The following is a 25,651-nucleotide window of genomic DNA, read 5'->3' on the forward strand; positions in this document are numbered from 1 at the left end:
GTAGCCAATAAGTTTCATAAGGGGCCCCAAGCTACCCCGGCCACTAACTGATCGGGGAGGTCAAGCCGTGTCGATAATCCGCTGCGAGAACGTCGTCAAGACCTATGTCACAGGAGACATTACCGTAAATGCCCTGAAGGGCATCGACCTGGAGATCGAGAAGGGAGAGATGGTGGCAGTCATGGGTCCGTCTGGATGCGGCAAGACCACTCTCCTCAACTGCCTGTCGGGGATCGACGAGGTCACCTCTGGGCGCATCACCATTGAGGATAAGGATATAACCACGATGGACGACAACGCCAAGACGGGCTTCCGGGCCAAGCGCATGGGCTTCGTCTTTCAGTTCTACAACCTGCTGCCAGTGCTGTCGGCCACCGAGAATGTAGAGCTTCCTCTGCTCATCGCCGGGGGCAATCCCCAGGAGGCGAGGAAGAGGGCGTTGGAGCTCCTCGACTCGGTCGGCCTGTCCAAGCGGGCGAGCCTCCGCCCCAACTCTCTGTCCGGTGGCGAGAGGCAGAGGGTAACCATCGCCCGGGCGCTGAGCAACACTCCGGCCATCGTGTGGGCCGACGAGCCCACCGGCGATCTCGACGTGCGGACCTCGGAGGAGGTGGTCGCCCTCATGCGTCGCCTGAACAAGGAGAACGGGCAGACCTTCGTCATTGTCACCCACGATCCTGAGGTGGGGGCCAAGTGCGACCGTATCATTCACATGCGGGACGGGCAGGTCGTTTCCACTAATGGTAACGTTGATCACATATCCAGCGAGATCCGGCAGCTGGGGTGATGACCTGAACTGGAGATCAACGCTGCTGACCATCGTTGCCTTGGCCCTTATGGCTGCGGCCGTGGTCCTGCTACCCCTCACCCTGGCCATCCTGGCGATCATCGGCCTGGTCATGCTCCGCATCCTGCTGGACGCCCTCGGCAACCGCATGCTGTTCAAAATGGCCCTCCGCAACGTGCTCCGCCGGCCGTCGACCACCGCGCTGGTGCTGGGTGGCCTAATGATCGGCACGGCGATAATATCCGCCTCGCTTGTGGTCGGTGACACCCTCGATAACATGATCGTAGGAGAGACCACCAAGGCCTACGGGGACGTCGACTTCACCATCGCCGGCAACGGGACCGTTGCCGAAAGCCCAGGGCTCTATTCCTTGGTCAACGTCTCCGCCGTCCGCGGGGCGGTGCTAGCCGTGGACCATGTAGACGGGGCGGAATGGGTATTGGAAGCTCCGTCGAGCATCCGTTCGGTGGGGTCAAACCTCACCCAGCCTTCGGTGGGAACCATGGGCCTGACCGACGCCACGGTGGCAAGGTTCGGCGGGTTCATCGCTGAGGACGGCACCCCCCTCGACCACCTGCCCGCCGCCGGGCATGCCTACGTCAATGAGAAGCTCGCCGCCAGCCTTGGTATAGCCGACGGCGGCACCGTAATGCTGGCCACGGACCACCAGCATGTGGTATCCCTCACCGCGGACATCGTCCGCGACGAGCGTATGGCGGCGATGGGGCCGAAGCTTTTCCTGGACCTGTCCACAGCCCAACAGCTCAGCGGCATGGGCGATGTGGTGAACATGCTCCTGGTGACCCTTGACGACTCTGGACGGGCGAACGTAAACGCCACCCGGGCCGACCTGAACTCGACCATCGCCGCCTTCCCCGATCTGGAACTGCGGATCAACAACGACCGCGCCCAGGCTATCGTAGAGGGCCGCTCCAGCGTGTCGATGTTTACCTCCCTCTTCTTCGTATTCGGCTCGTTCTCCATTATCGCCGGCATCGCCCTAATCATAAACATCTTCACCATGCTGGGTGAGGAACGCAAGGGCGAGATGGGCGTGGCCCGAGCGGTGGGCATGAAGCGGGGGCATCTCCGCAAGCTCTTCACCTACGAAGGGCTGCTGTACGCGGCGGTGGCCGCGGCCATCGGGACCGGGGTGGGCCTTATACTCGCCTACGTTCTCATCATCGGCGCGGGAGCGCTCATCTCCACCGGGGATGTGGTCATAAGCGATTACTTCGCCTTCGCCCCCTTCTCGCTGTCGGTGGCCTACCTGGCGGGGTTCGTACTTACCCTGGTCACCATCTACCTGGTGACCTTCAGGATATCCAATATGAATATCGTCCGGGCGGTGCGGAACATCCCCGAGCCCCTGCGGTCCAGGACCGACAAGGGTCTGCTCCGTCTCGGACTCCTGGCCTTCGTGGCCGGTGCAATGATCATGTTTCTGGGCGTGGAACAGCAGAGCCTCGCCCTGGCCAGCAGCGGCCTCTCCCTGGTGACCCTGTCCCTGGGACTGCTGCTCCGCCGGTTCACGGGCGACCGCCTGGCCTGGACCGTCGCCGGCCTCGCCACCCTGTTCGTTTGGTTGCCCAAGGGGTTCGAGATATTCCCGTACTCCGGCGACATAGAGATGTTCGTCATCTCAGGGGTGTTCATGGTCACCTCCCTGCTCATCGTGGTCATGTTCAACTCCGACAGCATCGTGCGCTTCTTCACGATGGTGCTCAGGACTAAGGGGGGTTACCGCGCGGTCATCAAGACCGCGATCTCCTATCCCCTCAGGGCCAAGGTCCGAACCGGGCTCAGCATATTCATCTTCGGGCTGGTGATCTTCACCGTGACCACGCTGTCGATGATGTCCGGCATGCTGTCGGTGGGCATCCCCCAGATGGTCGAGGAGACCTCCGGCGGTTTCGACATCGTGGCCTTCTCGGCCGCTCCGGTGGACATGTGGGGAACGATCAACGGCACCCCCGGTCTGGTGGACCGGGTGAACGTCACCAGTATCATCCAGCTGAGCCAAGCCGACGCCCTGGTGACCATGAACCGCACCGACCCAGCGACCAACCTCACCGCGGAAGCCACCTTCAGGTATGATGCCATAGGCATAGATCCCGATGGCCGGCTGTACACCGAGGGCAATTACCCTCTCAAGCAGTGGAACACCACCCGGTTCGCCAGCGAGACGGATGTGTGGAACGCCGCCCGGTCCGATCCATCACTGGTGATCCTGGACGGCACCGCGGGGGAGGGAAATGGCGAGTTCGGCATCTCTATGGGAAGCAGTGAGATCTCCGACGCGAAGGTGGGGGACACCCTCCAGCTGACCGATCTGAGCGGCAATAACTCGACCGTGACCGTCATCGGGGTGACCAAGCAGAGTACCTTCCATGGCGTGTTCATGAACAGCGGGTACGTGAACGACGATCTCGGGGTCAACGGAACGAACCTGTTCCTTATCAAGCTGGCCGGAAATGTCGATGCCGACCGCCAGGCCACCCTCATCCAGAACGAGTTCTGGGAGGCCGGGGTTTACACCATACCCATGAAGACCGTGGCTCACCAGGCGGTCAGCCAGATCGACGGGATGTTCAACCTCATCAAGGCCTTTCTGGCACTGGGACTCATCATCGGTATCACCGGGCTGGGGATCATCACCATACGATCCATCCGGGAGAGGACCATCGAGATCGGCATGATGCGGGCCATAGGCTACACCAGGCGCATGGTCGTCGCCAACTTCGCCCTGGAGTCCGCGTTCGTCTCAGTCCTGGGGATCCTCATCGGCTCCGTCCTGGGTATAGTGGTCGGCTACCAGCTGTGGCAATCGGCCTTCCAGGACATGGGGATCGATTTCCTCATCCCGTGGTGGCCCATCCTGCTCGTGGGCGGCCTGGCGTTCATCGCCACCCTCCTCAGCGTGTACCCGGCGGCAAGGGGCGCCAGCAAGGTATCCCCGGCCGAGGTCCTGCGGTTCGAGTAAGCCAAACCTCTTCCTCCTCTTTTTTCTTAAGCAGCTTAAAAAATCACGACGACGTTCACCCCTTATCATGACCGACCGACGCCCCCTGCAGAGCCTGACCTACGGGATGTACATCGTGGGGGCGAGGGAAGGGGAGCGGATGAATGGGCAGCTGTCCAACACCGTGTTCCAAACGACCTCCGAGCCACCCATGCTATCGGTGTGCGTCAACCACCAGAATGTCACCCACGGGATGATCAAGAGGAGCGGCAGGTTCTGCGTTTCAGTGCTCGACGTGACCGCCCCGTTCACCTTCATCAGTCTCTTCGGCTTCCGCCACGGCGATAAGGTCGACAAGCTCGCTGGGGTCCCCCACCGTACCAGCAAGGCTGGCCTTCCCGTGGTAACAGCCAGCACCAATGCCTACCTCGAGGCCGTGGTCGTAGGCTCCGTTGAGGCCGTCACCCACACAGTGTTCCTCGGCCAGGTCACCGATATGGAGATCCTCGGTGAGGGAGTGTCCATGACCTATGACTACTACCGCACCGTGCTCAAGGGGCTCACTCCCCGGAGCGCCCCGACCTTCGCTCCCCCGGTCGCCGTGCGCGACTCCGCAGGGGACGCCTACCGGGTGAGCGATCCCGCCCTCGGCACAGAGAGGACGTCCCAATAGTATAAGTCATCAGACGTTTCTATTTTCCTCTGAGGACATATGGCCAGCGGGTTGGGGGTTACCAGGGCCGCCCAGGCCTCGGAAGCGGTCGTCAAGCTGAAGGACAGGATGATGTTCGGTATAGCTGATAGGGCGGGGGAGAACGCGGCAGCCCGGGCTCGCCTGCTGCTGGACCATGTCATCGACTCCCTTCCCGAAGAGGCGTTGGGGGACGAGGCGGCATTCATGGCCCTCCTGGTGGATCGGGCCAGGACCTTCGTTCTCTCCTCCGGAGGAGAGCCGGAGGGCCACTTCCGGCTGGTGGGAGCGAACCACCTGCTGGTCAACATGCTGCAGCCAGTGGTGGAGGGAACCGACGACGAGTACATCACCACCGAGTACGAGGAACTGAGCGATGGGCTCGACGACCTCGAGCGTATCGACATCTCGAACCCCTCGCTGAACAATCGCCTTAGTTCCATCTTCGACGAGCTGATCGAGCTGTCGAAGGCGCTGGGGATCGGGGCTTAGGCGGTCTGAGCGGCCGACAGTAAAAGGTATCACCACCCAGCTCTCAATCGAAACTCATGGACGACCGGTTCGTTTTAGCGGGACCTTCGGCGAAGGACCGTGTCCTGGATCTTGTGGCAAGGATCAAGCAGGGGAAGGGGGAGTTGCCCGAAGAGGTAAGGGAAGCCCTCGAGGACACCGACCCGTTCCTCATCGAGAGGATCGAGGCGGAATTGGTGGACCAGGGGGTGTCCCGCGACGACATCAGGCTGCTGTGCGACGCCCGGAGCAGGACCTTCATCGCCGCCGAGGAGATCGACGAGACCATCCTGGAACGACCGGGGCATCCCATTCACACCCTGATGGAGGAGCACCGGCAGATCCTCATGTTCATGACCCGGCTCCGGGACACCGCCCGAGAGATGCGGACCGGCGAGCTGCGGCCCGATGCCGCAAGGGTCGACCTGCGGGAGGTAGCGCCGTTCATCCAGGAAGCCCAGAAACACTTCCAGAGGGAGGAGAACGTACTGTTTCCGTACCTCGAGAGGCATGGCATCGAGGGGCCGCCCCAGGCGATGTGGTCGGAGCACCAGGTCCTGAGGGCCCATGAAGGAAAGCTCATCTCTCTCATCAGCGGGCAAGGATCAACGGGGGATCAGGAGATCACAACCGCCCTGGAATGCCAGGCATCGATCCTGCTGGCGCTGCTGGACGCGCACTTCCACAAGGAGAACCATGTCCTATTTCCCATGGCCGTGCGCGCGTTGGATGTCCATGAGTGGAACGAAGCCCGGCGGGAGTTCGAATCGATCGGCCCTTGCAGCTTCGTCGAGGCCCACGCCCCTCTCGAGTTCCGGCCGGTAGAGGTCGGGGAGACCGCTCCCGCGCAAGAGGTCGTGCTCCCCACGGGGAGGTTCACCGCGGCAGAGCTGGAGATGATGCTAGGCACCCTGCCGGTCGACATCACCTTCGTAGACGAGAACGACCGAGTGCGGTTCTACTCCAACTCTACCGACCGCATCTTCGTGAGGACGCCGGCGGTCATCGGCCGCAAGGTCCAGAACTGTCATCCTCAGAAGAGCGTGCATGTAGTGCAGAAAATCCTCGACGACTTCCGGGCAGGGAGGAGGAACGAGGCGGAGTTCTGGCTGGAGGTCGGGGAGAGGTTCGTGCACATCCGTTACTTCCCTCTCCGGAGCGCCACGGGCGAGTACAAGGGCGTTCTGGAGATGGTACAGGACGTGACCGCCATCAGAACGCTGGAGGGGCAGAAACGGCTGCTTGACGAGTAGTCCCATTCTACTCCGACGAAGGCATTCGCTCCTCGCGTAACGGCCAGGTTCTCACCATCCAAGGGGCCGGGAGTGAAACCCAAATATGCCTTATCTCCGTCATGGTGGTCATGGACGAGGTTAAGAACGTAGGGGCCGGACGGTTGAAGCACCTACGAGCGAGCGACAGGAGCATGACCTTCGAGGACGATTACATGGAGATCGAGGAGGGGACCAGGGGCCTGATTAAGGCGGTCGACCCCAAGGGCGAGATCGTCGGCCTGGAGTTCATCGAACCGGAGGAGATGTGGTCGGACCCTGACGTGATGGATGAATACCTGGAGACGCTAGAGGATGGCATATTGGTCACAGTGATCGTTCCCGACAGCGAGCGGCTGGAGGCAGAGGCTATGCTGCGGGAGGAGGTCGGTAAGAGCGTCCGCGTCCTCCCGTACAGGGAGTGCGCCACGGCCGCGTGGCGCTGATGGCCCTCTCTTTCAAGGGAAATAGCGGAGGATCGACACCGGTGGTGTCGTCCCAACCAGGGTCATCTTTTTATCCTCCCTCGGTGCTCTTTCGGGCGACATGAGCGACGATTGGACCGAGATCTACCGGCCCCATGGGCTCAGCGAGGTCGTGGGCAACCCCAAGGCCGTTGAGGAGCTGAAGGCGTGGGCTGACGCCTGGGAGAACGGGAGGCCGGCCAAGCGGGCCGCGGTGCTCATAGGTACCCCGGGCACGGGAAAGACCAGTGCCGCGCTCGCCCTGGCCGCCGATTACGGCTGGGATGTGGTGGAGATGAACGCCTCGGACCAACGCAATGCCGACGCCATCAAGGGCATCGCCCTGAGGGGGGCCATCGGCCAGACCTTCACTTCCGATGGGGAGTACCGTTCCACCAAGCAGGGCAAGCTTAAGCTCATCATCCTGGACGAGGCGGATAACATCAGCGGCCGGGAGGACCGGGGCGGGGTGCCGGCTATCGTCGAGGTGGTGCGCACCACCAAGCAGCCAGTCATACTCATCGTCAACGATTGGTATGCGCTCACCAAGAAAAGTTCGGTGCTGAAGTCACAGACCGAGCAGATCAAGTTCACCCGCATTAAGACGGTCACCGTGCGCGGTGTGCTAAGGAGGATCGCCAAGGACCAGGAGATTAAAGTCTCCGATGGGGCGCTGGAGCTGCTGTCCGAGAACTCGGGGGGCGATCTGCGCTCCGCCATCAGGGACCTCCAGGCCGTTGCCACCGGCAGGCAGGAGGTGGGCGATCTCGATACCACCGTGGTCTCGGCGCGAGAGGTCGAGAAGACCATGTACCAGGCCATGGACTCAGTGTTCAAATCCAGCGACGCCAAGGGGGCGCGAGCGAGGATGGCCGAGGTCGAAGAGACCCCTGACGCCAAGCTGTTGTGGATAGAGGAGAACCTGCCGATCGCCTACCGCGATCATCTCGACCTGTATCGAGGGATGCGCGAAGTGGCCAAGGCCAGCGCTTATCTCGGTCGGGTCCAGAGGCGCCAGCACTACGGATTCTGGAGCTACGCTGGGGACATGCTCTCATTCGGCGTGTGCGCGGCCAAGCGGAAGGAGGTCCGGGGTTACGTCCGCTATGCCTTCCCTAGCTACCTTATGAAGATGTCGCGCAGCAAGAGCGTCAGGGCGGTGCAGTCGCAGGTATGTTCCAAGATCGGGGAACGGGTCCATATGTCTGTAGCCGGAGTGCGGCAGGACCTCCTGCCGTATTTCCGGTCGATGTTCAAGACGGATAAGGAGTTCCAGTTGCGGATGGCGATCGACCTGCAGCTGGAGGACGAGGAAGTGGCATTCATCCTGGAGGATAAGATCGACTCCAACGCGGTCAAGCACGTCATGTCAAGCATCAAGAAGGTGCTGGAGGCGAAGGACCAGCGGATGGAGAAGGCCATCGACCGCAAGAAAGCCATCGATGCACTGGACGAGCCGCTGACGACCATGCCCAAGCCCCAGCCGTCCCCCTCCCAGCGGACGCTATTCTGAGGCCCCATGACCACCGATCTGAACAGGACGAGAGAGAAGCAGCAGTACAAGATGCATGGCGGACATGCTGCGGTCAAGCTGTGCCACTGGATGCAACAGTCGCTGCTCAAGGACCGCCCTTGCTATAAGCAGGAGTTCTACGGCATCCGATCGCACCGCTGCCTCCAGATGACCCCGGTGGTCGACCAGTGCACCCATAACTGCCTCTTCTGCTGGCGGGTGCAGGGCTTCGACCGCAAGGAGGAGGACTGGAGGGAGCCGGAAGAGGTCCTGGATGCATGTATCGCCGAGCAGCGCAAGCTGGTCTCTGGTTTCGGGGGCGATCCAAGATGTAAGAAGGAGATGTGGAACGAGGCGCGGGAGCCCAAACAGGTTGCCATATCCCTCTCCGGGGAGCCGACGATGTACCCCTACCTCGGCGATCTCATCGCCCTATGCCACCGGCGCGGGATGACCACCTTCCTGGTGACCAACGGCACCCTCCCAGAGGTCCTGGAGAAGCTCGATCCCCTGCCCACCCAGCTGTATGTGACGGTGGCGGCCCCCAACCCCGAGGTGTATAAGCGGCTTTGCGTGCCCCGCATCCCCGATGGGTGGCAGAAGCTCATGCGCACCCTGGAGCTATTCCCCTCGCTCGATACGCGGACGGTCATCCGGCACACCCTGGTCAAGGAGTGGAACATCGGATGGGAGGACGAGTACGCCCACCTCGACTCCATCGCCGACCCTACCTTCATCGAGCCCAAGGGCTACGTCTTCGTCGGCGATTCACGGCGCCGCATGAGCATGGCTAACATGCCCTCTCATACCGAGATCAGGGAATTCTCCACCAAGCTCGGCGAGCGGCTGGGGGTCAGCATTTTAAAGGAAAGAAAGGACAGTCGGGTGCTGGTACTCGGAGCGGATGAATCCGAGCTGAGGATCCCCGGCCTCGACGAGTGACCGCCGATCGGTCCGAGCCATCACGGCCGCTTGCACAGGGCCATGCACGACCTCTCTACCTATATGCTCGTAGAGCCGAGCCCGCCCCTGTCCAGCCGCTGAAGTTGAGCCACCTCTCATTTGCCCCCTGCCCCACTCAACATCACTCGGTCGTCGGTCTTCGTCCTCTGCTCGGGCGCTATCGTGGCGCGGGCGCCGGCTACCATCGCCAGCAGCATCCACTCCAGGCCCTCATCCCTGAAGTCCCGGAAGGAAACGCCGGCGAGGCCTATGGGACCTACTTCATCCGAATGGTCTCAAGGTTCATCGGCGCCCTCGTCTCCACATTGAACTTCTTGTAGATTGACGAGGCCAGGTCGGAGCACTTGTGCTCATCGCCGTGGCCGATGATGATCCTCTCCGGCTTGGGGTCCAGCGAAGCGATGTACGCCATCAACTGGCGGCGATCGCTATGTCCTGAGAACCCCTCGGCGTTCTCCACGTTGAGCTTGATCTTGACGGTGATGGGCTTGCCCCTTTCGCTGAGCTGCAGCTCGTTCCACCCCTTCTGGATCTTGCTGCCCAGAGTGCCCTCGGCCTGGTACCCGACGAACACCAGGGAGTTCTTGGGCTCGTCCGCCCATGACTTCAGGTATTCCAGCACCGGGCCCCCGTTCATCATGCCGCCGGTGGCGAGCACGATGCACGGTTCCACGTCATTGCAGATGCGTTCCCTCATGTCCGAGGTCTCCACCCTCTTGAAGATGGGCGACAGGAAGGGGTTCTGCCCCATCTGGAATATCTGGGTACGCAGCTGCGAGTTGAGGTACTCGGGATACGCGGTGTGGATTGCGGTCGCCTCCCAGATCATACCGTCCAGGTATACGGGGGTGTTCGGCAGCTTTCCCGTCCTCATTAGCTCTTCGAGAACGAGCATGACCTCCTGGGACCGGCCCACCGCAAACACCGGGACGAGGACCTTTCCCTGACGGGCGAGAGTCCTTTCCACGACCGCCTTGAGGGCGTTGCCGGCGTCCACCCGGGAGGGCTGGATATCCCGATATCCGCCATAGGTGGACTCGATGACCAAGGTCTCCAGGCGAGGAAACTTATTAGCAGTGGGGTTGAACAGCCAGGTTCTCTCGAACTTCATGTCTCCGGTGAAGGCCACGTTGTACAGCCCGTCGCCGACATGGAAGTGGCAGACCGCCGAGCCAAGGATGTGGCCGGCGTTCTGGAAGGTGAGCCTGATGTCCGGCGCGATGTCGGTGGTCTCCCCGTACTTCAGCGGAATACAGTGGGCTACCATCTCACGGACATGCGAGGACTCGTATGGAGCCCGCTTGCCCTCGCCGAAGGACACCTTGATGTAGTCCAGCTGCATGAGCGACATGAGGTCCCGGGTGGGCGGGGTGCAGTAGATGGGGCCGTCGTAACCGTATTTGTACAGCGCCGGCAGGAGGGCGCAGTGATCCAGGTGAGCGTGGGTGATGACCACCGCATCGAGGTTCTCCAGCGGCTGAATCTCTGGGGCGTTAAAGTAGGGCGTGGCGCCCTCCTTGTCCGAAGGGTCCACTCCGCAGTCGATGAGCACCTTGCTCTCCCTTGTGCTCAGGAGGGTGGCGCTGCGACCGACCTCGCGATAGCCGCCCAGTGCGGTCATGCGCACCCACGATTCGCCCTCCAAACGCGGCCTGGCGAGCCTCCTCCCGACCTTCTTTAAGAAGCTCTTCCGCTCGTCCGAGATCTGCCGGAGGTAGTTACGGATGTCGGAGACTGTCTTGGAGGAGAGGGGCGGCGCGCGAACGACCTTGGGTGCCCAGCCCACCTCCTTCTTGATCTCGTTGAGGATGCTTCCGTGCTTGCCGATGACGAGCCCGGGGGCGATGGCCTCGATGGTAACTTCTCCCGTGTCGTCCTCGAAATAGATATCGGTGATCTGGGCCTCCGTTGGAATGATCTCGCGGATCTTCTTCTCCACGACGGATGGGTCGGCGAGGGTGGAAGGATCGGGCCGGATGGCCACCCTCCGCCTGAGCCCTTGGGCCAGCTGTCTCACGATGTCGTTGTTGGAGGCGAACTTCTCCATGTCCTTGGTGTAGATGACAACGACAGGGCCCTCGAACTCGATGGCCGTTATGTTGACGTCGGATGGGGCGATCTTCCGGATCTGTTCCCTTGCATCCTCTAGAACTCTCTCTGCGCTCATACAATATTCCAGCTGTTGTGTTTGATGATAATATAAACGAGGATTGGGAAGGTGTTTAGAGGTGTTTGGCGTAGCCGATCAGCAGCTGCATCTCCTTGGCCCGCTCCAAAGACTCATCATCGGTGAGCTCCTTGAAGCCGTCCTTGTTGATGACAGCGACCGCGTAGCCGTCGCCGCTGGCGGAGTCCCGCCTCATGGCCGCGTTGAGCGCCCTGATGGCGAGGTCGATAGCCTCGTCCTCGGACATGCCCAACTTATAGTGGTCCTCAAGGACGCCGTAGGCGAAGACCGAGCCGGACCCGACCGACACGAACTCGTCCCTGATGGAACCACCCGCGGCATCGAGCGAGTACACGTGGCCGCCGGTGGAGTCCAGGCCACCCATGATCAGGCCGACGTAATAGTAGCCGTAGGAGCCGCCGCCTCCCCTCATTATGTTGGAAAGGAGCGTCGCGGCGGACTTGACGGACATGGGAGTGCCCTTCTTGAGCTTGTACAGCTCGACCTCTGCCTTGATGTACCGGGCGAGAAGTTGGGCGTCACCGACCAGACCGGCGACGGTCAGTCCCAGGTTGTCATCGATTTTGAAGAGCTTGCGAACATCCTTGTGGGCGATTAGGTTGCCCATGGTGGCCCGGTGCTCAGTCGCTATCACGACACCATCCTTGTATACGATTCCGATGGTGGTAGTTCCCGTCTTCAATTGATTATCAGCCATGACCATCAACCCATAAAATCGGTTAAAAGATGGATTTTAAACTTTCTGATTTCTCCAATGATGACGGGCGTATATAAAACTTGCTTAATATCGTCATCTGGATGGATTGATCCGTCGACATTTTTACCATTCCGGATATCTCAAAAAGGACAATAAAACGCTCTATCGGCATGGGTCTCGGCCAAGAGATCGGCTCTTGCGCCTCATCGATCGGGCAACTCTGACAAATACTAACAAGGTTTATTTTACCTGACCGGAATCGATAGCGAGATGACCGACGACGGCCCCAAGGAGGGAGAGAAAGCCCCTGATTTCTGCCTGCCAGAAGCTTCAGAGACCATTGTATGCCTGTACGAAGAGCTGAAGAGAAGCCCCATGATGCTCATATTCTATCCCACCGACTTTGGCATCACCTGCACTCTGGAGTTCAAGCGGTTCAAGGAGATGCTTCCCGAGTTTACAGCGGCGGGAGTCAGGCTGCTAGGCATAAGCGTCAACAGCACAAGGAGCCACCGTTCCTGGAAGGAGAAGATGGATATGGACATACCGCTGCTCTGTGACACCGATGCCGCTGTCTCCAAGCTGTACGACGTGATGAGCCCCGAGAAAAGCCTGCTCAAGGGATACTCGGGCCGGGCCATCTTCATCGTCGATGCCGAGGGGATCGTAACCTATAAGTGGGTCGCGGCGGACACCCATTTCCAACCGGACTACGACATCATCCTGAACAAGGTCAGGGAACTCCAGGCCCCCTCGTTGTGATCGCCGGCTCATGCTTTTTCCGGGGCGCAGGACGGTCTGCTTCCTAGATCGGCCATGCGGGCGTCTATCCGCTTCACCTGGGTCTCGTTGGACAATTTCTTGTATACGGCGCGAGCATGGGCCAGGGCGCGACATCCAACGTCCACCTGCCCAGCACTGATCAGGGTCTCACCGTACCAGGAGTGGGCCAGAGCCTCGTAGTACACCCCGTACCGCGTAACCCTGAATACCTCTATTGCTCTCTGAAACGTCTCCCTGCTCTCCTCCCACTCCGAGTTTATGGCCAATATCTCCGCTCTAATCAGGAAAGCCATCCCCAGGTTGGCCGGCCTCGCGCTTTCAATGTCCCCGCTGATGAGCCTCAGGGTCTCGCTCTCGAGGTCCCTGGCCTCTCCCAGCTCCCCCCGGCGCAGCCACAGGTGGGCCAGGAAAGCGTCCATGCGGCCCTTTCGAGTGGGATTATGGTGGGGAACGACGTCTTTCCCCATCTCCAGCTCGGCGGTGGCCATGCAAGGCTCCCCATGCCGCTCGTAGACCAGGGCGTGGTAGAAGTGTCCCAAGAACTGACTGTGGCTGTCGTCGAGGACCTCGGACAGGGCCACGAACTCCTCAAGGTCCCGGTGGGCTTCCTCCTCCCGCCCCATGGCCAGGTAAGCGAGCCCCCGGTAGAACAGCAGCTGACCCTTCTTGGAAGGGTTCTCTTTTCCCTGCAGCAGGTCGAAGGCCGCATCGATGTAGGCGAGGGCTTGGGGAGGTTGTCCCTGGCAAAGGCGGATCTGGCTTCTGGTGATCAGGACCTCGCTGAGCATCTCGTTATCACCCAGGTCCCTGAACGCAGTCTCCGCCTGGTACAACGCCTCCTCGGCGTCGTTGGCCTTCCGAACGGACATCAGCAGCTTCGCTCTTGTCAGCTCGTTGTTCGCCCACTCCCTTCTCTCAGAGAGCTCCATACTTCCCTACCTGCCGACATGCTGATTGTGCGGAACGCTCGCCTTTCCCGTGACGCCCACGTCTATATGAACGATCGACCGGTCCGGTGGCCGTCCGATGGTCCAAGGGCCGCGGCCTTCTGTGAAGAATAACGAGAAACATCATAATAGAAAAAACAAGCGCCATCGAATATTGTATAGCATAAAAAAATTACTCTATTCGTACTGAACCGCGAGCTCTCCTAGCTTCAATTACGAAATCGAGAAGGACGCACCGCGGACGAGGCCTCGGAGGGGAGATTAACGGGCCTTAGCCAGCGTGTCGCAGAAGCGATTTTTTTTGCAATAGGTTTAAATCGCGTGAAATAGGTCACATTGTCGGGACAGGTAGCGTATAAGACCATTCCTGTACACGCACCACTACTTGACTCGTGTGCTCCAAAACGGAAATATGGATGGCCTCGCGTCAGGACTTCCCGTGCCTGCCTGTCTCACTATTCTTATCATCTTTTGTTAAGTCCCCCGCTCTGGAGCCAGTCCGAGAAATGTCCCAGGAAATAGGACGCCCCGATGCCTCCGAGTGCTCCGGTGGCGAGCCTGAGCAGGTTGTTCGATTCGTACACTCCCGTGAGCTGCACCCCTCCGTCCATCAGGATGGGGAGAATCAGGACCGCCAGCACTGGCCAGGAGAAGCGGGGTGAGAACACCAGTGCCACCAACATCCCCACGACCAGTCCGATGAAGATGCCCACGTCCCTGGCGCAGAACGGCATTTGGTTCCCATGGAGGTAGAACGACCGCTCCGCCAGCTGATGGCAGTTGATATCTCCGAACAGATAGACTCCGGCGGCCAGCGGGTTCATTTTCTCCACTTGATCGTAGTTGTCTATGGCGTTCGCCCGCCCGCTGAGGTCGGTGACGCTCCCAGCGGGCAGGGTGAAAGGTGCCAGGAAGACCAGGACGAGCCAAACGGCGAAGAGCATCAGAGCGGCACGCTTGGCCCTGAACATGGGATCCCTCTTCACGCTCCCCCATCGACCGTCCGGGGATAATCGTTTCCCCATTCTCTTCGGCTAGGCAAAGGAAAAATACCATCGACGGCTCTCGTGCAGCGATGATTGCCCTCCCTGATGAAATGGTCGCTCTCAAGAGATTCCACGGACATCTTGGCCCCTATGCCGTTCTCGGTTACCGTATGGGTCTGACCGCCCGCCGCCAGTTCCCCGAGCGCATCTACGCGCGGGTCCACAGCGGCACCAAGAGGCCGCTGTCCTGTCTCTCCGACGGGGTCCAAATGTCCTCCTGCTGCACGCTGGGTAAGAACAACATCATGGTGCTGGAGGAGGGCGAGGCCAGGGTCGAGTTCTCCGACGGCAAGACCGGGCACCTGGAGATGACCGCCCGGTCCGAGGTGGTGGCAGAGATCAATACCCGGTGCGATCATCACAACGAAGAGGAGATGGCCATGCGACTGTACTCCATGCGGGACGATGAGCTGTGGACGGTTACATCAGGGAGTTCAACCCCGTTCGGCAGATGAAGGACACGGCGGCGAACACCACGAACGCCACCGGGGTCCTGGTGGCATAGGCGTGGACGATCCCCCTCCAGCTCCGATCTCCCATGACTAGGACGGTAAAGAACGAGACCAGCAGGGACAGTTCGCCGATGTAGATTCCGGTGATCAAGGCAACATCGTCGGCCATGCCTTCTCCCACCGAGGTCTGGGACCCGATCAGTGCGAACAACGCGCCGGTGACCCCCAGCACGATGGGGGCGAAGACCATGCTCGTGGTGCGCATCATCTCAACCACGCCTTGGAGTTTCTCTTCGATCTTCCCCTGGCATGAGCCGAGATCGGAGAGCATATGAGCAAGATTGAGGGCGATCTGGCCGGCGTAGCGGGGGTCGCGGGCGGCGCATTGCGCTACCGTCACATAGGCGTTCTCGACCACTCGGGAGGCGGCGCGCAGGCTGCCCTCTTCCACGATCATTTCGTCCAGGGGCCTCCCGTACAATCGGGAGCGATAGAGCAGGGAGCGGGCGAAAACCTGGAATGGCGTCCCATCCTGTCCCGTCGCCGCGTCGTGCAGGGCACGTTCGAAAGTCGTCCCCGACACCATGCGATTCCCGATCTGGAACAGCGCCGAGGTCGCCTCCTTCTCCAATTGCTTCCTCCGCCGGCGCGAGGAAATATGGTCCCTAAGCTTCCATCCCAGGAAGGCACAAGGGGTGAGGATTGCGGCCCCCGCGATGGCGTAAGGTCTCAGTTCCCCCAGGTCAGTCAAGGAGGCGGCCAATACCGCGGCGCCCCACAGGGCCACGAGGGGGAGGGAGAACAGCGACCGGATATCCTCCGCATCCCTTCTCACTAGCCCCAGGGGGTTCCTTGTAAGGATGGTCCAGGCATAGCTCATCGCTGACACAGGTATGATGAACAAGAGGAGGAAGGCCAGGTAGGGGAGGGGGATCGCTTGTTCCCCGGTCGCCGCACCCATTGAAGTGCCGAGTGAGAGCAATGGCAGTATGGAGAACAGCATGATCGGGAGCAGTGTCCCGAGGGAAAAGAGGACCATCGTCGGCATCGACAGGGAGGCGGCGTATGAATCAACCGCGTCCCGCACCCCTCCCAGGGCGACCGTGTTGGCCTTGTCCAGCAGACGGTCCATGCCTTGCTTGGTGCGCTCGCAGGTCGCCGAGATGACCAGGTGCAAGGACTGCTTCAGCGAGGAGTTGGACTCAGACAGGGAGGAGCACAGGTCGTCGATCGCCTCGGACAGCGAACCGCTATTACGGGCGAGGTTCGACCACATCGCCTCCCGGAGGCGGGCGGGCAAGGCTCCATCGCCGCGTTCGGAGGCGAAGGTCACCCCCCGCTCCAGGGAGGGGCTGACCTGCATGCTCATGGTCATGCATCCTATAATCGCGGGCGCCTCCCCCAGCATCCTGCGTTCCTCTCCCTGCCCCATGGTGTTGGGAGTGTTGAGGTAAAGGGACGAGGCTATGATGGGCACTAGCAGGGTAGGGATGATCCCGTAGATCAGGATGCCAACGCCGAGCGCTAGGACAGCCATGGCCAGAACGGAAACGGAAAGAAGGGAGGATGCGAGCATCAGGTTCCATGCCCCCTTGCTCAGGGTGCCTTCATCGACCTCGTTGCGCAGCATCCATCGCTCGCCCACCGTGGTCCGGTGGGGGCGCATCGTCCGGTCGAACCAAGGAGGTACCCCTACTTCAGGCAGAAATCCAGGCAGACGAGCGAACAGCACCTCGTTCCAGGACATAGACCTACCTACCCTGGACGGACAATCGGAAATCTGCCGCGATTCTTTCATAGTCCCTATCTCCGGCGTCCAGCCTGTTCCATAGGTACTCGTTGCACCGGCACACCCATTCCGGCTCTAGGTACTGCACGCCTCGGTCGGCCGCGGCATCCAGCAATGCCTGCCGCATGTCGGACCGAGCCTGGATGTTCGCCGCCGCCTCGGTCAGGGTAATGCCCCAGGACCCAGCGATGCGGGCCACCATCCGGGAGGTGACTATGCCCTCAGTAAAGGACCCTGGCCGCAGGAGCTGGTTGAAGGTCACGCAGCCATCCTCCTCCCGGCACTCCGCGACCTCGATGAGCCGGCGGACGGGGCGGGACCCCCCACCCGGGCGGGAGAGACCCATGGTGAGCACCACATCGGTGGCCAGGAAAGCCTCCTTGGGTATACCCATATCATGGACCACTCGGTCATAAACCGAGCTGGCGGAGTCGCCGTGGATGGTGCCCAGGACCGACGAGCCGGCTCTGCCCGCCCGCATACTCTGATAGAGGGTCTGGGCCTCCCTACCGCGCACCTCGCCCAGCACGATGGCCGATTCGCCGAGACGAAGCGATACCCTCAACGCCTGGTCGGCCGCTTCCTCGTTGCTCTGGTCCATCCGTGTTTCTACGAAGAGTGACTGGACCTTGTAGCCCAAGGACTGCATGCGGCGGATGGGAAGCTCCAAGGTATCCTCGATCGCCAGGATGCGCTGGGAGAGGGGGAACTCAAACATCATGGCCGAGAGCAGGGACGATTTGCCGGCCCCTCGGGCGCCGCAGATGAGCATGGTACTACGTCCGTCCATGAGGAAGGAGAGGAGGCCGGCGGTCCCGGCGTCCATAGACCCGTTGGCGGCGAGCTTCAGCAGGGTCCACGGGGTCCTCGAGTGCCTTCGTAGGGCGACTGCCGTCCCTCCGGGGGATAGGGGCGGTCCGATGATGGTGGCCCTGGACTCCTGTCCCTCGATATCGGTCTCCATGACAGGGTAGGCCTCGGAGAACGGTCGGCCGCTCGACTGTCTAAGCCGGGAGGCCAGCTTGGCGACCTCACCCTCGGAAACGGTTATGTTGGTCAGGCACCGGCAAACCGCGTTGACCCCGGATATGCCGTTGACGGTGACATGCACGGGATTGTCCTCGGACGGCGCGTCGACGTAGACGTCCTCGATCCGGTCGTCGGCGAGGAGGATCTCGAACAGGCCGAGGCCAACGGTGTAGCGGGCCACGATATCGGACAGCCTGGCGATCATCTTCTCCCGCTCCTCGATGTTGCCTCCGAGGTCGAGGCCACCTCCCGTACTCAGGTTGCGGAGGAGGCGGGCGGAGCTGGAGGTGACATGGGATCGCAGTTCGTCCATGGATATGCTGAGCGAGGGTGGGGGGAGGAAGGAGATGCGCTGGATAGCCTTGGACAGGCCGGATACCCAGCTGTCAGGGAGGCCGTACTCCCAAGGCGTGACGTGGTACAGCATGCCGGTCCCGTCGCCGGTGGAGGCGATCGTGACCCTGGCCCCGGCGATCTCGTAGGTCTCCACCGCCCTGCTCCCAGAGGGCAGGGAGGTTCCGATCCAGCACCCCGAGAACCCCGGACGCCGAATCGCTCGCTCCCGGAACAGCATGGCCAGTGCTCGTCCTACAGGGTCACCGGGATCGGAAGTGGGACGGGGGGCTCGGACCAGGACCCTAGTGTTCATCGGACCTCACCACTCGGTAGGCGGCCTTGTTGATCACGATCCCGGCCTGTTCGAGCAGGAGCTTGGCATGGTCGAGGTTGGAGCGCATGGAACGGACGCATTGCTCGCAGGCCCGCCCGTGGCCGCCGGATGGGCGGGTGTACCTGGTATCGAGCTCGGGAGCGGCCTGGGGGAGGCAGTCCACGACCCGCGAGATGACCGTGCGGGGATTGGAGAGGCAGGAGGAACAGTCCTCGAACGGTTGCTGGAAGCTTATGCCGTTGGCGAACCTAGCAATGTCTCCCAGTCCAGAGAGGACGTCGACACATTCCTGGTCATACACGACCTCCCAGTCCCGGCAGAGCATGACCCCGTGGATGCCGGAGGCCTCGGCGGACATCAGCCTGATGATGCCCTTTAAGCACCGCTGGTCGGTCAGGTCCTGCTTCTGACGGCATCCGTGGCAGTCGACGACGAGAACGCCCCGTTCCCGGTGCCCGGCGCAGGTCGGATGCATCGGTTTTCTCTCCGGGGGGCGGCTCCTAGCTCTTTTCGAGAAAAGATCGATCCTCATGGTCCCGCTCCTCCCACGGCGGATGAGGTCATCCTTGTTGATGCTACAATGATGCTACGGTGGCCCCCTGGTGGCTCGTGGGAATGCTATTCCGACGATGAGGTTATCGCCCCATGATCGATCGCAATAGAGGTTATATCGGACCCACCGTATTGCAAATGCATGGAAGTGCTCGCCCCCGCCGGGTCCAAAGAGTCGTTCAAGGCCGCCCTGGCCGGCGGTGCCGATGCTATCTACCTCGGCGGCAAGCTGTTCGGGGCCCGGCGCTTCGCTCAAAACTTCTCCGACCCGGAACTAGCCGGAGCGGTTAGGCTGGCCCACTCCCGCGGGGTCAAGGTGTACGTGACGGTGAACGTGCTGATCAAGGAGCGGGAGCTCCCCTTGGCCTACGACTACCTCGATGTGCTGGACCGCATCGGAGTGGATGCGGTCATCGTGCAGGACCGCGGCCTTGCCCGACTCATTCTGGACAATTACGGAATGCCGGTGCACGCCTCGACCCAGATGGGGATCCACTCTCCTGAGGATGCCCGGTGGGCGGAGAGCATGGGGATGAAGAGGGCCATACTGGCCCGGGAGCTTGGCCTCGAAGAAGTGGAGAGGGTACGAAGCGCGAGCAACATCGGGATCGAGGTGTTCATCCACGGGGCGCTGTGCTACGCCTTCTCAGGCCAATGCCTCTTCTCCTCGGTGCTGGGGGGCCGCTCGGGTAACCGGGGAATGTGTGCTCAGCCCTGCCGGAAGCGCTACACCCTGGGGAAGGAGACGGCATACCTGCTGTCCACCGCCGACCTGTTCTCGGTGGACGCTCTTCCCGCACTGATGCGGATGGGTGTGGAGGCGGTCAAGATCGAGGGTCGGCTGCGCTCCCCTACCTATGTCTACCTGGCGTCCAAGGTATACAAGGCGGCGGTGGAGCGCGCATCCCGAGGCGAAGAGGAACTGATCACTCCGCGCGAAAGGGAACTGCTCTCCGTAGCCTTCAACAGAGGATTCAGCTCGGGATACCTGTTGACGGACAAGGTTATGCAGCGCTCTTACCCAGAATCCCGGGGGCTGCCCCTGGGGACCGCACGTTCCGAGGGCCGCACGGTCAGGGTCCACGGCGCCATGCAGGAGGGGGATGGCATCACTTTCTACCGCGACGGAGAGAAGATCGGAGGCTTCGAGGTCCGTGCTCCCCGCCGGGAGGGCGACCAGACCGTTGTCGCCTCCCCCTTCCGGCTGGAATTAGGCGAGTACGCCGCCTACAAGACCAAGGACCGGGAGTTCCCGGCCATCGAGAGGGAGATCTCCGCGATCCCCATTTCTGATTCCCAGGTCAAACGGCGCCGCACCCATCTTGACCTCCCGACGGTGGAACGACCTCCGCGCCAGGGGGAGCTCTCATTCTACATCTCATCGATTCCATCGCTGGAGGCGGTCCTGCCATGCGCGGGGAGGGTGTACTTCGATGCCGGCCCTCACCTGGAGGAGGCGATCGAGCGGTGCCGAGCCTCGGGGGTGGAGATCGTGGCCAACCTGCCTCGGGTGACCATGAAGGTCCCCCCCATGCCCTCTGTACCGCTGATGGTCAGCTCCCCAGGGCAGGCTTTTGCCTTCCCCGACCGCCGCCTGTATGGCTCGTACTTCATGAATGTCTTCAACTCCCTGAGCAAGCCGGAGCTGTACCAGAGCACCCTTTCAGTAGAGCTTTCCAGGGACGACCTGAAGGATCTAACCGCGCACCACCGCGGCCGGCTGGAGGTCATGGTCTTCGGACGGGTGGAACTCATGGTTACTCGCGATCCCTCACTATCAGAGGGCACGCTTATCGATGAGCGAGGGGCACGGTTCCCGGTGTTCCGCGACCATTGCGGCTACGCTCACATCCTCAACTCCTCGGACCTCTTCCTCCTGGACTTCCTGGGCGAACTGGACCGCATGGGCATTGACTCCTACGGCATCGACCTGAGGCAGCGCCCCGCCGACCTGTGCTCGCTGGTGGCCAAGGCGTTCCACCGCCGAGACCTCAGGTCCAAGGACCGGATCAAGCGCCGGGTCGGGTCCATAACCGCTGGCCATTACCTGCGAGGGGTGCAGTAGGAGGCTAACTGTAGCCGCAGCCCTGATGCCCCGGGCATAGGTTAAGGAGCGAAGTGATGCTCGAAATCGGAGGTGGACCTGGAGGCGATGCCCTATCCCGGAAAGCTCATCGCCCGGCAGGTGACCGGCGGGGGATGGGCGGTTTCTACGAGGCCATCATGGCCATGATGATTGTCACCTCGGGAATCGTCCTCCTCACTTGCTCCTTCACTTTCCTTGCCGTCGACGGGCGAGAGGAAGACGCCCTCGACGGCACCTGCCAGGACGTTCTTGCTTCGATTCTAAGCAACCGTACTCTGGCTACCAACGACCACATGCTGGACCATCGCAAGCTGGAGCGTGCCGATTGGTCGTCGCTCCGGGGAGCATGGGATGGAGGCCTCGCCGTAATGCTCACCCTTCCCGACGGATCCACCACGACGCTTTTCCGTGACGATGCTCCCCTCACTGGAGAACGGAGCGCACGGAGCGAGCCGATCAACCTCGTGGAGCGAGGCGGCGAGGTCGGGGCTGGTCTGCTGACGGTGTGGGTGTGGCGATGAGGAGAGACCGCCGCGCCCTGGCCGGGCTGTTCGATGCCCTCATCTTCCTAGCCATCGCCTCCCTGGTCTCCGTTTCCCTGCTCTCCGCCATTGGTGTGTCTCACGACGATGGCCGTAGGGACCATAGGGTCGACGCCGTGCACACCGCCCTCTTGAGGTCCACGGTCGACGACTCCATGGGGAACCCATGTTCGGTGCAGGACCTCTTCAAGCTCGAGGTCGTGGGGCCGAAAGACCACGAGGAAGAGATTTCGTCCGTCCTGGAGCTATTACTGATAGGGAAGGAGTGGCGCTGGTCGGTGATTTACGGCGAGCGGTCCTGGTCGTACGGGACCGACACGGTGCCCGATGATACCGTGCGCTGCTCTGTCGTCCGGGCGCCGTTCAACGGCTCCTTCATCGAATACCGGCTCGAGGTGTGGAATCACTCATGAAGGCGTCCTTTGCGCTCCTCGATGATCTGACGGGCCTCCCGGTTGGTGCGACCGAGGTCAAGGTAGGAGAACACGAAAGACACGACGATCAATCCGAACACCAGGCCGATGTACGGCGTCCCGTCCATTCCAGAGATGAATGAGGCGAAGCCGGCATTATAGTCGCGGTGCGCCAGCAGCAGGAGGATGAGCGCCAGCGCCATGCCGCTGGTCAGGTACATAGCCCTGCCATAGACGGACCGGTGAACCTTGATGGTGATGGCCTCGTCCCGACACGCCTCGCACCGATCATCCATCATCAGCGTCCTCGGCCGTGCAATATCGCACTTCGGACAGTACTTATATCTCATCGTCACGCCCCGAACTTCTCCGACCGATCCACTTTGTCCACCAGTATCGGTAGGAGATCCACTCCTCTAATGCGCCCCAGGCCCCCAGATGCACAGGACACTTCGTCGTAGCTCTGGACGCCGTCCCTGACCGACGTCTCGGAGCATATGGTCAGCGGGACAGGGTCCCCGGAATGGTCCATCCTGCCCACCGGGGTGCAGTGGTCGGCGCACAGGGCGATGGCCGTGCCCTCCGGCAATCCATCGCGCAGCACCCCAGCCATATCGTCCAGGCGCTCGATGACCTCAACCTTGGCCATGACATCGCCGTCATGGGAGACGATGTCCGGAGCCTTGACGTTAATCAGTACGAAGTCCTTGCGCTCGAGCTCCCGGAGCGCGGTCCTGGCCTTGGACACCATGTTGGTATCCAGTCCGCCAGTGGCGCCTGGCGCGTCGACCACCTCAAGGCCGCAGACCCGGGCGATGCCCTTGATTAGGGTCACTCCAGCCACACAGGATGCGGTCATGCCATACTTCCTCTCGAACGGCTCGATGTGGGGGAAGACGCCGCCCCCTCTGGGCAGCAGGGCGTTGGCCGGGGGGAGTCCTTCCTCCCGCCTCCTCGCGTTCACCGGATGGTCGTCCAGAATCTCGTAAGTCCTGCGGACGAAGGCGTTGACCGCATCCGCCGTCCGTTCCGCTCCGGGAACCAGCGGGCGGGACAGCTGGACCCTGGCGACGGCGTGGGGGTCGGCATCGGTGACCCGTGGGTCCAAATCATCGCCCTGAAACAACAGGACGGCCCGGTGTTCGGTTCCCTCCCTGACCAGGACCTTAATGCCGTCAACCTCCACACCCTCGAGGGCCTTGACCAGCTCGACAGTGTCTGGTTCCCTTACCCGACCGGCCCGTCGGTCCAGGACGTCCATGCTGGCATCGACGGTGGCAAAGTTGCACCGGAACGCGACATCCCCCTCCCTGCCCACGAGCCCGACCCCGGCCGCCTCGAACGGTCCCCGGCCAGTGTACACCTGGCGCGGATCGTAACCCAACAGGGCGAGGTGGGAGGTATCCGAGCCTGGCCTGATGCCCGGCCCGATGACATCCATGCATCCCGAGGTGCCGTTCTGGGCGAACCAGTCCAGGTTGGGCTTGGAGGCCGCCTGGAGCGGCGTGCGGTGACCCAGCTCCTTGACCGCCCGGTCCCCCAGACCGTCCATTACTAAGATAATGATCTTTCCGGCGGTATCCATCCGATCGATCGCGTTATGGACAAAGAATATAAAAAAGGCGTTTGGCCCGCCGTTCAGGCCGTGGACCGGGACCAGATCCCTTCAGGCAGGGAATCGTAGAGCCCCATCTCCATCTCCTCGGCCTCGATCGTGGGAGCGGCGTACTTCTCAATCTTCTCTACGTTCAGTCCCCAGTAGAACACCCGCCAGGTCCGGCCGTTAGGCAGAACAACCTCTTCCCAGTGGGTGGTCAGGAGCTGTACGTCCTGCAGGAAATAGAACATTCTCCGGTCATCCTGATCGAGGGCGTTATCGATGATCTCGTCGCCAAACCCGAAATAGTTCAGCACCCTGATCGAGATATCATCGGCCACATCCTCGGTGACCTCCATCTTGTTCTTTACAGCCTTGGCCAAGGTTTCGTACGTTACGATGTCTCTTATGTTACTCATCCCTTCTCTCCTCATAGGTATCTGTATGCACTACTATATAAAGATGATGAATCATTCATCCAATGTGGCTGTCGATTCCTGTCTGGCTGAAAAATGAGAATAAAAATGATCGGGTGGAGGGTTTCAGATGATTATGTCGCCGTCCTTGAGGATCTGCGTATCGTCGACCCATATCGAAGGAAGCTTGACCAGGCAGTCCTGGTGAATCATCGCCGGGCCGTCGTTATCGTAGTTGAACCCAATGGCGAAGTGGCATGTCTTGCCCACCTTCTCGTCCTCTAGCATATTGTTGACCATCTTGGCCCTGTAGTTGAGCCCGATCCCCAGCTCGCCAATGTTGCGGGCATTGCGTTCCTCCGCGACCATGCCGTTCTCTCTAGCCCGACGCTCCCCACTCCTAATGACCTCCAGCAGGGCCTCTGCGTCCCGCCCCCCGCTGACCTTCTTGATGAACCCGTTCTCAAAGTCCAACCGGACGGGCTCCTCTGGCTGCACGCAGTGGGGTATGAGGTCCAGGGTGCCGTCATAGACGATGGTCCCCTTGGTCGAGCCGACAACCGGAGAAATGTATACTTCCCCGCATGGCACGTTGCCGCCGCTCCCCGGAGTGCGGAAGTCCCCATCATCGGCATAGGCCAACCGGTCCTCGATGGATATGGTGACGTCGGTGCCTGCCGGCGAGGTCACGTGCACCCTCCTACCGCCGTCGATGACCCTCTTGAGCTTGGCGGCGTTGGCCCGCATTTCCTGGTAGTCCACCACCACGCAGCGCTCGAAGGTATCTCTGGTCAAAGAGGGGGACCAGAACGAGCGGATCCTGCGCTCACCCATCATATAGTATTGGATGTGGTCGTACTTCTTGCCGTTATGCCCGATGTAGCCGATCTTCTGACCGAATGGGTCCTTGCCGGTCTTGTAGAACGGAACGGAGATGAAGATGTCAGGGTTCTCCCTGATCGCCGCCAGCACCGTATGCTCGGCGAACTGCAGGATGGTCTTCGGCTCCTGGACGATCATCACTGGCTTGCCGCCGAGGGCCTTGGTCTGATCGAACAGCGCCCGGGATATGTCGAAGGCGTCCCCCTCGAAATTGGTCGCAATCACCACTTCCTCGCCGGGCCGGAGCCCGAGAACGTCGCGCATGGCCACCAGGGCCGCTTCTTCAAGCTTGGACATTAACACCCTCCGCGTCTGCTGTGCAGATTGGCACTAAGCTCGTGCGTATAAGACACTTGCATGGAGAGGTCAAGATATGAATGTAATGGAGCCTGCCACCATAG

General features: G+C 61.3%; 24 protein-coding genes. 13 read left to right on the forward strand and 11 right to left on the reverse strand.

The window, feature by feature from the left end:
* Positions 1–67 precede the first annotated feature (67 nt).
* From SA339_10465 to twy1, 8 genes are all read left to right on the forward strand, one after another.
* Entirely contained in the window at positions 68–787 is a 720-nt protein-coding gene (locus SA339_10465) for an ABC transporter ATP-binding protein (protein MDW5563638.1), read from the forward strand.
* On the forward strand, positions 741–3,770 hold the full coding sequence (locus SA339_10470; protein ID MDW5563639.1) for an FtsX-like permease family protein: 3,030 nt from the start codon (positions 741–743) through the stop codon (positions 3,768–3,770). The genes SA339_10465 and SA339_10470 overlap by 47 nt, the downstream gene beginning before the upstream one ends.
* A gap of 67 nt (positions 3,771–3,837) precedes the next feature.
* The gene (locus SA339_10475) at positions 3,838–4,422 is read left to right on the forward strand and encodes a flavin reductase family protein (GenBank protein ID MDW5563640.1); all 585 of its coding nucleotides are present in this window, start codon (positions 3,838–3,840) and stop codon (positions 4,420–4,422) included.
* 39 nt (positions 4,423–4,461) lie between these two features.
* Positions 4,462–4,932 carry a hypothetical protein gene (locus SA339_10480; GenBank protein MDW5563641.1) on the forward strand — a complete coding sequence of 157 codons (471 nt, stop codon included), beginning with the start codon at positions 4,462–4,464 and terminating at the stop codon, positions 4,930–4,932.
* 56 nt (positions 4,933–4,988) lie between these two features.
* The gene (locus SA339_10485; GenBank protein MDW5563642.1) at positions 4,989–6,203 is read left to right on the forward strand and encodes a PAS domain-containing protein; all 1,215 of its coding nucleotides are present in this window, start codon (positions 4,989–4,991) and stop codon (positions 6,201–6,203) included.
* 110 nt (positions 6,204–6,313) lie between these two features.
* Positions 6,314–6,667: a hypothetical protein gene (locus SA339_10490; protein MDW5563643.1), complete on the forward strand. Its 354-nt coding sequence runs from the start codon at positions 6,314–6,316 to the stop codon at positions 6,665–6,667.
* A 100-nt stretch (positions 6,668–6,767) separates the two neighbouring features.
* Complete coding sequence (locus tag SA339_10495) at positions 6,768–8,198, forward strand: replication factor C large subunit (GenBank protein MDW5563644.1); 1,431 nt, start codon at positions 6,768–6,770, stop codon at positions 8,196–8,198.
* A 6-nt stretch (positions 8,199–8,204) separates the two neighbouring features.
* Positions 8,205–9,140: a 4-demethylwyosine synthase TYW1 gene (gene twy1, locus SA339_10500; protein MDW5563645.1), complete on the forward strand. Its 936-nt coding sequence runs from the start codon at positions 8,205–8,207 to the stop codon at positions 9,138–9,140.
* Positions 9,141–9,417: 277 nt separating this feature from the next.
* On the opposite strand, the gene SA339_10505 is transcribed toward twy1, so the two are convergent.
* A complete protein-coding gene (locus SA339_10505) occupies positions 9,418–11,328 on the reverse strand; it encodes a beta-CASP ribonuclease aCPSF1 (GenBank protein MDW5563646.1) in 1,911 nt (636 codons plus the stop codon).
* Between the two features lie 55 nt (positions 11,329–11,383).
* Positions 11,384–12,046, reverse strand: a complete 663-nt coding sequence (psmB, locus tag SA339_10510) for an archaeal proteasome endopeptidase complex subunit beta (GenBank protein ID MDW5563647.1) — start codon at positions 12,044–12,046, stop codon at positions 11,384–11,386.
* 270 nt (positions 12,047–12,316) lie between these two features.
* On the opposite strand from psmB, the gene SA339_10515 reads away from it, so the two are divergent.
* The gene (locus SA339_10515) at positions 12,317–12,808 is read left to right on the forward strand and encodes a redoxin domain-containing protein (GenBank protein ID MDW5563648.1); all 492 of its coding nucleotides are present in this window, start codon (positions 12,317–12,319) and stop codon (positions 12,806–12,808) included.
* Positions 12,809–12,816: 8 nt separating this feature from the next.
* Here SA339_10515 and SA339_10520 read toward each other — a convergent pair whose 3' ends face one another.
* Positions 12,817–13,758, reverse strand: coding sequence for a hypothetical protein (locus SA339_10520; protein MDW5563649.1), 942 nt, complete (start codon positions 13,756–13,758; stop codon positions 12,817–12,819).
* A gap of 482 nt (positions 13,759–14,240) precedes the next feature.
* Entirely contained in the window at positions 14,241–14,762 is a 522-nt protein-coding gene (locus SA339_10525; GenBank protein ID MDW5563650.1) for a DUF2085 domain-containing protein, read from the reverse strand.
* 89 nt (positions 14,763–14,851) lie between these two features.
* On the opposite strand from SA339_10525, the gene SA339_10530 reads away from it, so the two are divergent.
* Positions 14,852–15,277: a formylmethanofuran dehydrogenase subunit E family protein gene (locus SA339_10530; protein ID MDW5563651.1), complete on the forward strand. Its 426-nt coding sequence runs from the start codon at positions 14,852–14,854 to the stop codon at positions 15,275–15,277.
* Here the strand turns inward: SA339_10530 and SA339_10535 are convergent.
* From SA339_10535 to SA339_10545, 3 genes are read right to left on the reverse strand one after another with little or no spacing between them, the layout of a single operon-like run.
* Complete coding sequence (locus SA339_10535; protein ID MDW5563652.1) at positions 15,243–17,021, reverse strand: hypothetical protein; 1,779 nt, start codon at positions 17,019–17,021, stop codon at positions 15,243–15,245. The two genes, SA339_10530 and SA339_10535, sit on opposite strands and share 35 nt — an antisense overlap.
* Before the next feature lie 4 nt (positions 17,022–17,025).
* Entirely contained in the window at positions 17,026–18,741 is a 1,716-nt protein-coding gene (locus tag SA339_10540; protein ID MDW5563653.1) for a type II/IV secretion system ATPase subunit, read from the reverse strand.
* A complete protein-coding gene (locus SA339_10545) occupies positions 18,731–19,294 on the reverse strand; it encodes a hypothetical protein (GenBank protein MDW5563654.1) in 564 nt (187 codons plus the stop codon). The genes SA339_10540 and SA339_10545 overlap by 11 nt, the downstream gene beginning before the upstream one ends.
* Before the next feature lie 162 nt (positions 19,295–19,456).
* Between SA339_10545 and SA339_10550 the strand changes: the two genes are divergently transcribed.
* From SA339_10550 to SA339_10560, 3 genes are read left to right on the forward strand one after another with little or no spacing between them, the layout of a single operon-like run.
* Entirely contained in the window at positions 19,457–21,379 is a 1,923-nt protein-coding gene (locus SA339_10550) for a U32 family peptidase (GenBank protein MDW5563655.1), read from the forward strand.
* Between the two features lie 56 nt (positions 21,380–21,435).
* Positions 21,436–21,921 carry a hypothetical protein gene (locus SA339_10555; protein MDW5563656.1) on the forward strand — a complete coding sequence of 162 codons (486 nt, stop codon included), beginning with the start codon at positions 21,436–21,438 and terminating at the stop codon, positions 21,919–21,921.
* On the forward strand, positions 21,918–22,355 hold the full coding sequence (locus SA339_10560) for a hypothetical protein (protein ID MDW5563657.1): 438 nt from the start codon (positions 21,918–21,920) through the stop codon (positions 22,353–22,355). Before SA339_10555 ends, SA339_10560 begins: the two co-directional genes overlap by 4 nt.
* Here the strand turns inward: SA339_10560 and SA339_10565 are convergent.
* The 4 genes from SA339_10565 to SA339_10580 all read right to left on the reverse strand — a co-directional run bounded on the left by SA339_10565 (position 22,346) and on the right by SA339_10580 (position 25,547).
* On the reverse strand, positions 22,346–22,705 hold the full coding sequence (locus tag SA339_10565) for a hypothetical protein (GenBank protein ID MDW5563658.1): 360 nt from the start codon (positions 22,703–22,705) through the stop codon (positions 22,346–22,348). The genes SA339_10560 and SA339_10565 overlap by 10 nt on opposite strands.
* Before the next feature lie 2 nt (positions 22,706–22,707).
* Positions 22,708–23,940 carry a 2,3-bisphosphoglycerate-independent phosphoglycerate mutase gene (locus SA339_10570; protein ID MDW5563659.1) on the reverse strand — a complete coding sequence of 411 codons (1,233 nt, stop codon included), beginning with the start codon at positions 23,938–23,940 and terminating at the stop codon, positions 22,708–22,710.
* A 53-nt stretch (positions 23,941–23,993) separates the two neighbouring features.
* Positions 23,994–24,371 (reverse strand): DUF6015 family protein, encoded by a 378-nt coding sequence (locus SA339_10575; protein MDW5563660.1) that lies wholly within the window; start codon positions 24,369–24,371, stop codon positions 23,994–23,996.
* 123 nt (positions 24,372–24,494) lie between these two features.
* A complete protein-coding gene (locus SA339_10580) occupies positions 24,495–25,547 on the reverse strand; it encodes an aminopeptidase (protein ID MDW5563661.1) in 1,053 nt (350 codons plus the stop codon).
* Positions 25,548–25,651: the final 104 nt, after the last annotated feature.

The sequence above is a fragment of the Methanomassiliicoccus sp. genome (assembly GCA_033485155.1).
Taxonomy (GTDB): domain Archaea; phylum Thermoplasmatota; class Thermoplasmata; order Methanomassiliicoccales; family Methanomassiliicoccaceae; genus UBA6.

Bases quoted from the DNA above. Each gene is read 5' to 3' on its own strand.
- SA339_10530 (MDW5563651.1), top strand. From the start codon at position 14,852: ATGATTGCCCTCCCTGATGAAATGGTCGCTCTCAAGAGATTCCACGGA.
- SA339_10565 (MDW5563658.1), bottom strand. From the start codon at position 22,705: ATGAGATATAAGTACTGTCCGAAGTGCGATATTGCACGGCCGAGGACG.
- SA339_10540 (MDW5563653.1), bottom strand. From the start codon at position 18,741: ATGAACACTAGGGTCCTGGTCCGAGCCCCCCGTCCCACTTCCGATCCC.
- SA339_10580 (MDW5563661.1), bottom strand. From the start codon at position 25,547: ATGTCCAAGCTTGAAGAAGCGGCCCTGGTGGCCATGCGCGACGTTCTC.
- SA339_10570 (MDW5563659.1), bottom strand. From the start codon at position 23,940: ATGGATACCGCCGGAAAGATCATTATCTTAGTAATGGACGGTCTGGGG.
- SA339_10555 (MDW5563656.1), top strand. From the start codon at position 21,436: ATGCTCGAAATCGGAGGTGGACCTGGAGGCGATGCCCTATCCCGGAAA.
- SA339_10535 (MDW5563652.1), bottom strand. From the start codon at position 17,021: ATGTCCTGGAACGAGGTGCTGTTCGCTCGTCTGCCTGGATTTCTGCCT.
- SA339_10490 (MDW5563643.1), top strand. From the start codon at position 6,314: ATGGACGAGGTTAAGAACGTAGGGGCCGGACGGTTGAAGCACCTACGA.
- SA339_10480 (MDW5563641.1), top strand. From the start codon at position 4,462: ATGGCCAGCGGGTTGGGGGTTACCAGGGCCGCCCAGGCCTCGGAAGCG.
- SA339_10560 (MDW5563657.1), top strand. From the start codon at position 21,918: ATGAGGAGAGACCGCCGCGCCCTGGCCGGGCTGTTCGATGCCCTCATC.
- SA339_10505 (MDW5563646.1), bottom strand. From the start codon at position 11,328: ATGAGCGCAGAGAGAGTTCTAGAGGATGCAAGGGAACAGATCCGGAAG.
- SA339_10550 (MDW5563655.1), top strand. From the start codon at position 19,457: ATGGAAGTGCTCGCCCCCGCCGGGTCCAAAGAGTCGTTCAAGGCCGCC.
- SA339_10515 (MDW5563648.1), top strand. From the start codon at position 12,317: ATGACCGACGACGGCCCCAAGGAGGGAGAGAAAGCCCCTGATTTCTGC.
- SA339_10470 (MDW5563639.1), top strand. From the start codon at position 741: ATGGTAACGTTGATCACATATCCAGCGAGATCCGGCAGCTGGGGTGAT.
- SA339_10485 (MDW5563642.1), top strand. From the start codon at position 4,989: ATGGACGACCGGTTCGTTTTAGCGGGACCTTCGGCGAAGGACCGTGTC.
- psmB (MDW5563647.1), bottom strand. From the start codon at position 12,046: ATGGCTGATAATCAATTGAAGACGGGAACTACCACCATCGGAATCGTA.
- SA339_10520 (MDW5563649.1), bottom strand. From the start codon at position 13,758: ATGGAGCTCTCTGAGAGAAGGGAGTGGGCGAACAACGAGCTGACAAGA.
- twy1 (MDW5563645.1), top strand. From the start codon at position 8,205: ATGACCACCGATCTGAACAGGACGAGAGAGAAGCAGCAGTACAAGATG.
- SA339_10475 (MDW5563640.1), top strand. From the start codon at position 3,838: ATGACCGACCGACGCCCCCTGCAGAGCCTGACCTACGGGATGTACATC.
- SA339_10575 (MDW5563660.1), bottom strand. From the start codon at position 24,371: ATGAGTAACATAAGAGACATCGTAACGTACGAAACCTTGGCCAAGGCT.
- SA339_10545 (MDW5563654.1), bottom strand. From the start codon at position 19,294: ATGAGGATCGATCTTTTCTCGAAAAGAGCTAGGAGCCGCCCCCCGGAG.
- SA339_10495 (MDW5563644.1), top strand. From the start codon at position 6,768: ATGAGCGACGATTGGACCGAGATCTACCGGCCCCATGGGCTCAGCGAG.